This is a genomic window from Aminobacter sp. J44 (genome assembly GCF_007829415.1).
Classification (GTDB): domain Bacteria; phylum Pseudomonadota; class Alphaproteobacteria; order Rhizobiales; family Rhizobiaceae; genus Aerobium.
In genome coordinates this window covers 1-9,191 of sequence record NZ_VLJG01000069.1, presented here as the reverse complement: position 1 = coordinate 9,191, position 9,191 = coordinate 1, and the positions used below count along the sequence as shown (strand labels likewise).

Here is a 9,191-nt window from a genome sequence, read left to right as displayed (position 1 = left end):
ACCGGGAGCTGCGTCAGGCCAACGAGATCCTTCGCAAAGCCTCCGCATATTTCGCCCAGGCGGAGCTCGACCGCCTGTTCAAGCGATGATCGCCTTCATTGATGAGCACCGGGATGCTTATGGGGKCGAGCCGATCTGCAGGGTTCTGCCGATCGCCCCATCCACCTATCATGAGCATGTCGTCCAACGCCGGGATCCCTCGCGGCTGTCGGGCCGTGCCCAGCGCGATGAAGCCCTCAAGCCTGAGGTCATGCGGGTCTTTGCCGAGAACTTCTCGGTCTATGGCGTCAGGAAGGTTTGGCGACAGATGCAGCGGGAAGGGTTCGATGTTGCGCGATGCACGGTGCAAAGACTGATGCGGGAACTCGGCCTGCAGGGTGTCATTCGGGGCAAGCCAGTGCGCACCACGATCAGCGACAAGGCCGCTCCTTGCCCGCTCGATCACGTTAACCGCCAGTTCCATGCTCCGGCGCCCAACAGGCTCTGGGTCTCCGATTTTACCTATGTGGCGACGTGGGCTGGGTTCGCCTATGTAGCCTTCGTGATCGACGTCTACGCTCGCTATATCGTGGGCTGGCGGGTCAGTCGCACCGCCCATGCCAGCTTCGTGCTTGACGCCCTCGAGCAGGCCATCCACGACCGCCGTCCCGTCCATCGCGGCGGTCTGGTTCATCATTCGGATCGCGGGTCGCAATACGTCAGCATTCGCTACACCGAGCGCCTGGCCGAGGCCGGGATCGAACCGTCAGTGGGCAGCGTCGGGGACAGTTACGACAACGCCTTGGCCGAGAGTATCAACGGACTCTACAAGGCCGAGGTGATCCACCGGCGCGGACCCTGGCGAAACATCGAATCCGTTGAGTTCGCCACTCTCGAATGGGTTGACTGGTTCAATCACCGACGCCTCCTCGAACCCATCGGAAACATCCCACCAGCAGAAGCTGAGGCAAACTTCTACGCCGCACTGGAACAACCGGCCATGGCCGCATAACTTAAACCAAACAGCCTCCGGAGTTTCCGGGGCGGTTCATTCCCAGAATTGGAAGCACTGCGAAATCTGTAGCGCGAGCCTTAGGATAATAGGCGCTCAGCGACAGCTCGCGTTTTCAGGCCGGTTCGGAATAGCAGGCATTGACCTGCAGCTATGTGTTCTTCCTTTGCCTCAGGGATGATCGCCGGCTGGTTCCGCGCGTGTCTGTGCATTGCCCACTTGGTTTACAGTTGGAGCGCGCCTGTGAGCGCCCCTGAGAGTCGCGCAAAGCAGAAAACGGCCTTTAGGCGGAACTGATTCCATAGTTTGCGGTTCCCGGGCACACGTCTGCCGGCCGGGGCTGCAGCACGTATTACACCTTCACAGACGCGACGTTTAAATATCAAGTTTCGGGAGCGACCGCACGATCTTCATCGTCTCAAGGCTGACCGTGATGACGCGGCACAGGAGGTCAAACGGGTAACGTGGGTCGCCGATGGTTTCGTTGGCGTAATCATTGGCGTCATTAATGATTCCACTGTCTTTGTCTTTGCGAACGCCTTGCCGCTCCATGACCCATTCGATCGCGGACTTGCCGTTCACGACGTAGTCGTAGGCGGCCAAGGGCACGTCGATCAGGGTAATGTTGGGATTGTAGTGAATGACAGAGCGGTCCTTGCCCTTACCGAAGGCCATCTTCTCGACGCGGAAGTATTTCACCGGATCATCGATTTGAGCCAACGATAGATCGCCCTGCTTCAGTGTGACTGGGTAAGGTTCCACAGTTTCATAGCACACATGCAGATCACCCAGGGCACGACCAGCATTGACGAACGCCCAAAAATCCGCCGGCTTCTTCACGCACGGGATGCGCGGCAGTTCCTTGGTCAGGTTATCGGCAAAGCGGCTGCGGTAGTCGTTCGAGTGCAGCAGGCCATAGGTGTAGTAGAAGATGTCATCCTTGGTGATCGCCTCACCCGGATAGGCGGCCTCAAAATGCCTCAACCCCGCATCGGTGATGCCGTGGCGTGTTCGATAGATCGGCTTTTGGGTCTCTATGGACGATAGTAGATCCGACGTTCCATCGCTATCGACGTGGTCGAAGAGTGTGAGTGGAAAGCACTGGCTTGCGCGCATAATTTCCAAGTCGGGCAGATGATCCGTGAGAATCGCCGAAAACTCTCTTCCGCCGCCCGTGCCGACAATACAGATGACGCGATTCTGGATGTCTTGGTTGGGGAAAATCGCCGGAATCTGATAAACTCGTTCATTTAATCGACGACTGAAGAAGAGCCATTGGCGGAAGAATGGCCGATAGGTTGCAGGCGCCCATTCCCCGTCTTGGAGGGCTAACGGTTTCAATCGAGCCAAGTCATTACGCAGCGCACTCGTCCAAGAAATCTGGCTTGGATTCTCCTTGGTGAAATCTTCCGGCGAAGCTTCCCCTTCCGCTCGTTGACGTTGATAGGCCGCAAGCTGATCGTTGTAATATCGGATTGTGCGCTGAATGTTTGCTTGGAGCTTGGTGAGTGAGGAGTTGTAGCACCAGACGTCACGCTGCGTTTTCAAGCCTGCAGAGTAGTTTTCAAACAATACGGGTGAAGACTTATCTTTCTTGTCTCCGATGCTGATATACTTGGAAAGACTGTCATTCCGCTGTTTAAGCCAGTCGCCATGCTCATCGGGTGTGATCTGCTGCCAGCCCCGCTTTGCGGCAATCCCGCGGACTGATCCGAAGTCGGCGATGATCTTCAGTTTGTCCTCTCGACTCAGGTAGTCGCCTATGTCGTGGTAGAATATCTGCCCCTTCTTTTCGGCACTAGGGTTCTTGATGAAGAGCGTAATGACGATAGGAGCGCGACTGCCGGCGCCGAAGATTTTGCCGCCCTCGCGCCGCGATGTTTCTCCACTCGTGCGCTGATTGCCGCGTAGGTGGAAGACATAGATGGAAGAAAACTCCTCGACCATGCATTTACGCATACCGTCGGCGGTGTTGGCATCAATCCAGCCGCCATTGCTGACATAGGCCAGAACGCCGCTTTCGCCCAAACGGTCTGCACCCCAGCGGATTGCGCGGATGTAGCTGTCGTAGAGCGCGTTCTTGTTTGTCGCCTTGGACCGGGCGGCATAGGTCTTCTCAATCCGGCCGTCCAAATGCGGATAGTCGATATGCTGGGCCACCGAATAAGGTGGGTTGCCCATGATGACGCGAATGTCGAGTTCTTGCTGGCGGCGACGACGTTCGGAATTGTCTGGCATGACCAAGGCCAGCTCATCCTGTCCTTCGCCCATAGCGAAGGTATCGGTCAGCAATATGCCGTTGAAGGGAGTGTATTCACCGCCTGAAAGGCTGTGGTAGACCGTCTCAATGTTGATAGCCGCGATGTAGTAGGCTAGGAGCACAATCTCGTTGGCGTGCAGCTCATAGCGGAATTTGTGCTCCAGCTCGTCAGGCGCGATGAGGCCTGATTGCAGGAGGCGGGTGATGAACGTGCCCGTTCCGGTGAAGGGGTCGATTATGTGCACCCCCTTGGAGCCGACGGTCAGACCGAATTCATCTTCCAGCACGTCATTGACAGAGCGGATGATGAAATCGACGATCTCGATCGGCGTATAGACAATCCCCAGTTTGTCTCGGGTGCCCTTGAAGGCCACGCCGAAGAAGTTGTCGTAAAGCTGGCGGACAAGCTCCTGCTTTGCGGCCGGGTTGGTTATGCCCATCGCTCGATTGCGGACGCTCTTGTAGAAGTCCTCGAGGTCGCGGCTTTCTTTCTCAAGGTGCTCGGATTCAAGAACATCAAGCACGCCTTGGATAGCGCGAGAAACAGGATTCTCCTTCGTGAACTCGTGCCCTTCGAACAACGCATCAAAGACAGGGCGCGTGATGATGTGCTGCGCCAGCATCTCGACAGCCTCGGCCTCGGTAATGCCGCCGTTGAGGTCATCGCGTAGTTCAGCAAGGAAGTCGTCAAAAGCCTTCCGTGCCTGGCCGTCCTGCACGGACAGGATCGCATTGAGACGTTTGATGTGAGCAAGGGCGATGTCGCGTAAGCTTGCCGCCCAGCGGTCCCAATACTCACGGTCACCGCACTTCTTGACGATTTTCGCCATCACGGCGCGGCTGAAGTCGTCGAGGACGATCCCCGGAAGGTCAGGTTGGTGAGGTTCAACAGCCTGCTCGTCGTCTGCATTCCTTCCTGATTGGCCGAGGCCAGAGCTGGCGGGCGACCGCTTGCTGGGCAGGTTCTCGACTTTGGCAGTGATCGAATCGAGTTCCTTTGTGTTCACGCCAATGATCTGGATGCGATCGGAGACGTCCTGTCCCAGAGACATCTGGTTTATGGTGGCGTCGAACCGCTCGTCATGGGCCCGCAGTGCGTTCAAGATCTGCCAGACGACTTTGTATTTCTCGTTGTCGTTGAGCGCCTCTTCCGGCGTTTTGTCGGCAGGAATTCCCACGGGCAGGATCACATAACCCATGCGCTTGCCCGGTGCCCTGCGCATGACGCGGCCCACCGACTGCACCACGTCAATCTGACTCTTGCGCGGATGGAGGAACATGATGGCATCGAGAGCCGGCACATCCACCCCTTCGGAGAGGCATCGCGCGTTGGTCAGGATGCGGCAGGTGTTGTCGTCACTCTCGGCCTTCAGCCAGTCGAGCAGCTCACCGCGCGTCTTGGCATTGAAAGTGCCGTCCACATGCTGGATCTCGCATTTGAGATGATGCTCTGCCAGATCGCTCTCGACCTGCTGCACCTCGCTTGATGCAAGATATTCCTCGACCACCGCCGAAAACTCATCACGCACGAGCTTTGACGACTTGATGTCGCGGCAGAACGCCAACGCGCGGCGCATTGGCTGAGTGTCCGCCCCAAGGTCTGCAGCAATGTCTACTTTGGTCAGCGCCTTGTAGCAGCCAAGAATGCGGGTAACGTCATCAAGAACGAGGCCGCTTTCCGGATCCGCCATTCTGGCTTGCGTAGAGCGTGCTACAAGCCCTTCGTCCATCCCAAGCACGATGACCTTGTAGTCGGTCAGAAGGCCTTCCTGCACCGCCCAGCCGAAGCCGCGATAGAATAACGTGGGACCGAACGTTTCCTCGTCATCCATCGTCGCCAGCGTGACACCCAAGTCTGTCGCCTTGGCCTTGGCGGAGTCCCCGTAGATTCGTGGAGTTGCCGTCATGTAGAGGCGCTTGTTGCCTCCTACGACATCGTCACGGTGCACACGGACGAAATTGCTCTCCTCCTCCCCGAAGGTCGCGCCCGTTGTGCGATGTGCCTCATCGCAGATGATGAGGTCAAAGCGGTCCATCCCATACTGCAGCTGCGCATCCGAGACGGTTTGTATCGACTGGTAAGTCGCAAAGACGACCGTCATCTTGTCAGGGGCAGGCACCTTAACGCCGGCCGCGAGCGTCGAGGCGTCCGTTGTTGCCGGGAAGGCTAAATCAAGAGTCGTGATTTCAGCTACATCGTCTTTACCGATGCGTCGCTTGCCAACCTGACTGTCAGAGCAGACCGCGTAAGAGCGTAGAGTAACGCCGGCATCGTTTGTCCACTCACGAACCGTTTGTGCCATTAGCGCGAGCGAGGGCACAAGGAACAGCACCCTGCCGCCCACACCGACCAGATCCTCGGCGATCTTGAGAGCGGTAAAGGTCTTACCAGTGCCGCAGGCCATTATGATCTTGCCGCGATCGTGGGCGTTCAAACCTCGCCGGACGGCCTCCACTGCATCCTGCTGATGAGGACGAAGTTCCTTCTTCTTCTGCAGCACGACATCGGCAGTGGAAGCGAAAATCTCCCATTGGATCGGAGAGGCTCGCATGTCGGCCAAACCAATCCGCAGCACCGGGATCGACTGTCCTTCCAACTTGGCTTCAGCGTTTGGGGACCATTCGACCTCAGTCGAGTCCATGACGATGCGTAGCTTGAACGGCTCTTTCGAGGAGGCGGCGAGAAACGAATCGATATCAGCCGAGGCAATCTTGTGCTTCGCTGAGTAGAACTTGCACTGCACGGCGGCAAAGCCGGTTCCGTCTCGCAGTCGTGCTACGAGGTCAATCCCGATGTCCTTGCCATCCCAGCCATGCGGCCCGGCCCAGTCCTTCCAAGGCCATACCTGATCGTAAAGAGCCGCTTGAACCGGATCGTGCAGAAGATAAGCCGCGCATAGCCGCTCATAATACGTGCCCTTCTCCCGCTCCGTGGTCGCCATGGCGCGGTAGCTGTCGAGCAAAGCATCGATAGAACTGGTCATGGTGTGCCCCCTGTTGTCGGGCCCGAACCTATCCACCGCATCCCACTCGGGCAAGCTTGCGGTTCGCTTAGACACATCGATTGCTGCCAGCCTTCCCGGGATCGCGAAACCCGGTGAGGGACCGACAGGATTGTCGCGCATGAGACAAGGCGTGCTTCCTTTGACACAGGGAAGCTCGCTGGCTGGTTCCGATATGTGACCGCAGCAACTTGTGCGCTCAATGTAGTGGAAGCTGCCAGTGAGCTCCCCTGAGCGTGGCGGCGGAGGTGACCGGCAAAATCCATCGCCGGCTGCCTTGGCTCTCTGTGGATGAACTGCGAGCTATTGTTCGACGCTGACGGGTTGGCTGTCTGTGCTATGGCGGAATTAGTGCAGGAACCCTCGTGGCGGCTTTTTCAAAGTTTGCGAACGAACTCCGGGCGTAGATCGCTCAACGAACATGAGCATGCTTGCTTTGGCCCAAGGGAGCTTGCTGGCTGGATCCGCACGCGCAAGCGATGTTTTCGCTGTTGGTCCAATGAGGCCGGCCGGCGAGCTCGCCTGAGAGTTGGGCTGCTCTATGCATCAACTGCTGCATGCACTGACACCTCTAAACATTACTTAGAGATGTCAGTGGCGATGACGGCTGAGTGGCGGCTCTATCGTTTATTGCCGGCATGTCCGGTAGAATCCGTGATCTGCTTCTAACCTGCGGCCAGAAAGCAAGCTGATGAGTGCAGAGCTGACGGCTATGCTTCCTTTAACACAGGGGAGCTTGGGGGCTGGCTCCGTTGGCCGGCTGCATAACGTTGTGCGCGTAACGCGAGGAAGCGGCCAGTGCGCACCCGTGAGCTGTGGGTCCCGGATGTAGCAAGTGAACTGTTCCGGAGATCCTCTTAGAAACCCGCAGCATTACAGCGCATCCCGGACGATCGGATACCTGCGCTTCCCGTGCCATCGATAACTATATATATAATTACATAATATCTAACGAATGTATTAATATAAAAGCAGCGGTAGGCAGGGGAAGAGAAACAGGTTCCCGGACACGATGCGTTTCGTGTGCTGGTCCGGTCAAAAAGCCTAACATTCCGGCTACCTGTCCACCTCCGAATCTTGGTAGCGATGACAACTCTGCACTGTGTTTAGAGTTGTCATATGGCTCAACCCTCTTCCGTAACTGTTTTCTTGTTTGCTTACGTCCGGAGCATGCCCCGCAGCTCTAAAGAATTCGCAGCCCTCAGTGCGATCAAGGCACAGCACAAGGCAATCAGGAAGTTCGCTTCGGCGAACGGCGTGCAGGTTCTCCGGACGTTTTTCGATGCCACGACACATCGCGGATCTCATTTCTTGAATTCTGACGTGTTCGCCGACGCCGTTAGGTTCGCATGTGAAAACGATGCTCCGCTGCTTGTTGGAGATATCAAGGCACTAATAGCATCGGCGAAGAAAAATGTGCTTGAGGTAATGGACCGGGTGGATTTGTTGAATTGCGATTTGTTTGATGCGTCAACTGGGAAATCCTGGAAGAACTTCACAGGCATGGATCGATCTATGATCGCCGGTGAGGCCGTCAGTCTGATTAAACGGGGGCGCGCAATCTCACGGGGCTTGGGCGGAACAATAGAGCGATCGGCGAGCCTGACGGAAAATCAAAAGCGTGGCGCCGCGTCCAATCGGCGGAAAGCCCAACGCCGCGCAGAGAAGCTGAAGCCAGTGATAGAAGAATTGAGAGCCTCATTAGCTCCCGGGCACGCACTCACTCCCTCAGTCGTCGCTAGTCGGCTCAACGACCTACAGATCCCAGCTACTAGAGGTGGCAAGTGGACGTATAACACAGCTAAGCGCCTTCTTGACCGCATTGGTGAGCAGTAGCTAGGTTACAGTTCGGATACGCCCCCCTTTTCACGGTCATGCCACTGCCAAGAACCGGCAACCTTCAGTCATGACTAGAGATGACATCTCTGCGTGATGTTTAGAGGTGTCTCTGCGACTTCTGGAAGAATGGCCAAATCCCTAAGTGAAAAAGGAAAGGTTCGTCCCTTGACGTAGGGGAGCACGCTGGCTGGCTCCGCGCTACGATACGTGCAGAACTACAGCCGATCCGGGGAAGCTGCCAGTGAACTCCCCTTGGAGACGATGCTCCGAACGGAATTCGAAAGGCCAGAACGGCTTTCATTGGGGAGGCTAGGAACCCCTCACGAGGTGGGCAATAAACGTCGCGAGCTTTCCCAACAATATTCGAGCCGATTGAGCGCTACGCTGGAACGTTCGAAAATAGGGTAAGACGGGCGCATTGGTGCCCAATCAGACCTCTCATTGATCAAGAGTTCCTTTGCGGAACGCGTAATCTGACCAATGCTGCCGAATATATATTCAGCCTTGCCTTGCAAGGCGTTGGTGACGCCGTTGCCTCCGCCCATCTGCCTTTTGTTCGGCCCTGTCCGGTCTTCTCGCGGAACGTCGTGCTCCTCTCGTGTGTAGGAAGCGGTAGATTAGTTGACACTCAGCGAAAAAAGAGGAAAAGCGCGTTCCGATGTAAACATCTGTCAACTTAATGTTAAGTTTAAGTCGTCTCAGGAGGAATTTGGCGTATATTTTGTTGTCTCTTAGGCGCCTTACATGACGAGGAAGTTGTCATTTAGCTGAACTAAGTTGACACATGCAACCTTGATTGGCTGTGATGTCAACTTCCGGGTGTCGTAATGTAAAGTGTCACGCAGAGGACACTTGATGCGGTGACGTCCCCGGACGTGGTGTAGCTGGGTAGCGCGGCGGTCATCGGCGCTTTCCGGTAGGGTCTGGTTGCGAGACCAACCCCTTTCCGGAAGGAACACCGATGACCGACGACATGATGAACCTGCGCGCGCTGGTGGAGAAGACCCCCGACGCCGATCTCCTGCGCGAGATGATCGGCTTTGCCGCCGAGCGGTTGATGGAGATGGAGGTGGGTGCGGCCACCGGCGCCGCTTATGGC

2 protein-coding genes, 2 pseudogenes and 1 other annotated feature are annotated in these 9,191 nt (G+C 56.6%); of the genes and pseudogenes, 3 read left to right on the top strand and 1 reads right to left on the bottom strand.

The genetic code is table 11. From position 1 onward, the window contains the following. Positions 1 to 991 (top strand): annotated as a pseudogene (locus tag L610_RS18500) (IS3 family transposase); the annotation flags it as partial. Beyond that, positions 44 to 160: a sequence feature (AL1L pseudoknot), on the top strand. Its footprint overlaps the pseudogene before it by 117 nt. Before the next feature lie 375 nt (positions 992 to 1,366). On the opposite strand, the gene L610_RS18495 reads toward L610_RS18500, so the two are convergent. Further along, complete coding sequence (locus tag L610_RS18495; RefSeq protein WP_144706873.1) at positions 1,367 to 6,235, bottom strand: type ISP restriction/modification enzyme; 4,869 nt, start codon at positions 6,233 to 6,235, stop codon at positions 1,367 to 1,369. A 1,137-nt stretch (positions 6,236 to 7,372) separates the two neighbouring features. Between L610_RS18495 and L610_RS18490 the strand changes: the two genes are divergently transcribed. Then, entirely contained in the window at positions 7,373 to 8,089 is a 717-nt protein-coding gene (locus L610_RS18490; protein ID WP_144706871.1) for a hypothetical protein, read from the top strand. A 964-nt stretch (positions 8,090 to 9,053) separates the two neighbouring features. Continuing rightward, positions 9,054 to 9,191 (top strand): annotated as a pseudogene (locus L610_RS18485) (IS256 family transposase); the annotation flags it as partial.

What these genes read in the sequence shown, in the direction of transcription:
- L610_RS18495 (WP_144706873.1), bottom strand. Translation starts at nt 6,235, where the DNA reads ATGACCAGTTCTATCGATGCTTTGCTCGACAGCTACCGCGCCATGGCG.
- L610_RS18490 (WP_144706871.1), top strand. Translation starts at nt 7,373, where the DNA reads ATGGCTCAACCCTCTTCCGTAACTGTTTTCTTGTTTGCTTACGTCCGG.